This window comes from Vibrio thalassae (genome assembly GCF_900089835.1).
Lineage (GTDB): Bacteria > Pseudomonadota > Gammaproteobacteria > Enterobacterales > Vibrionaceae > Vibrio > Vibrio thalassae.
On record NZ_OANU01000058.1, the window covers coordinates 1 to 1,646 of the forward strand.

Below are 1,646 nucleotides of genomic sequence, written 5' to 3' on the forward strand. Positions count from 1 at the left end.
GCCTTTTGATCCTCAATACCAAGAATACTTGGCTAAGAGAAAATCAAAGAAGCAATGTCGTAACTCTTGGCACGAGCCTGCTCTCACTGCTTTATAAGTTGCTGGGTGCCAATCGGTGCCTTCGTGAAGGCTTGAGCCTAGTGCGGTGAAAGTTGCATGCTGGGTTCTTAGAGGGACGACACTTGGTAACAGGTGTCGTCTACTCGACAGCAATTAGCTAAAAACGCCCTGTACTCATTCCTAGCAATGGCTGAGCCCACCTGATGAAGAACTGAGGTTGCGACCCTTCTAGAGCAGATCGCACAATTTACTTATATGGAGGCTCGGGCTTGTCCAACACTTGGGATTTAACGTTGGCTACGCAACGCTTAATCCTTATTTGTTAGGTCTCGCTTTCCAATGATGCTTCTTGCTCTGTGCGATCTTCTGTATACAACCTAAAGTAAACAACGGACATGAATATCATTAAGCTAGTCGAAATAAGCCCATACAAAATTTCGGATGCTATGTATAGTAACGTCGAAGAATCACCAGCAAGACCAAATGCGAAACCTAACAATATTTGTGAGCCGCCAATCAATGCAGTAACCATCATTAACCTACCAGCTATACCTTTCGTATCTTTCCAACTTTCTCCCAATGCCGAAAATGCAGGTTTGTCGTTTAAAATCGCCTCAAAGTCTGCAAACCCATATTTAGCTGCAAAATATAAACCCGGTACGATAAGCGCTATAGACCCAACTAAAACAGCTACACCATAGAAAAAATATACAACTAATAACCGCCACCACTCACTCAAAGAAACCGTTTGCTCTTTAGGGAAACCGGAAGCAGCAAAAGCCATAAACTTGATGAAACGGACCATTAAATAAGTGTTAATAAAACTTATTACCACAAGGTAAAAAAAGTTGCCCCAACCATAAAACAACTCTACAAAAGGGCTAAGCAGTGACGTGACAATCACATAAGGCCCGAAAAGTTTAAAAATAGAGCCGACATTAGATTTGGAGAAATAAAAGCACTCCGTTAATAGTTTATTCATAGTGTCCATTCATTTAGATACAATAACCGGTAGCATATCAAATATTTATCATTTCCCAAATTGGAGAGGCTCGGAGGCCTAACGAATGATATGGACGGATTTTTTCCGTAATTATATGCAATCAATAGTAACGCTAATTATATTCACGTTCAATCGAAAGCCCGCACAGCCTAGTGTCTAGGGCATGAGCTTCAGAAATTGCCCAAAGTTCCCGTATAACTCCGGCGGATTCCTAGCAATACGATTTTCACCCTGATTGCACTCCAAATGAGCATGGCCTTATCTTCTTTCGTCTGATTAGATTTGATAGGGAAAACGCATGCCCTTTAATTTCGTAGAGTATTTGGTCTAACGCATTTCAGGGCAAGCTCGTGCCAGAACTGGTTGGCCTGACACTGTGATCACCAAGCGATTCTGTCGTACCTTAATTACCAAGCGACTTTGTCGTTAGCCTAATTACCGAGGGAAATTGACGGTCCTACTTTTTACGTAATCCTTTGACTATCACTGTGAATTAGTCAAAGGGTGTATAGGATGATCGTTATGGATGCTAAATCCCAACTTACCGTGGATGTCATTGCTAAAGTGGCACTTAACAAAATAT

General features: G+C 41.7%; 1 protein-coding gene. It reads right to left on the bottom strand.

The features are described from left to right. Window positions 1-382: 382 nt before the first annotated feature. Window positions 383-1,042: a hypothetical protein gene (locus VTH8203_RS15450; protein ID WP_096994481.1), complete on the bottom strand. Its 660-nt coding sequence runs from the start codon at window positions 1,040-1,042 to the stop codon at window positions 383-385. Window positions 1,043-1,646 lie beyond the last annotated feature (604 nt).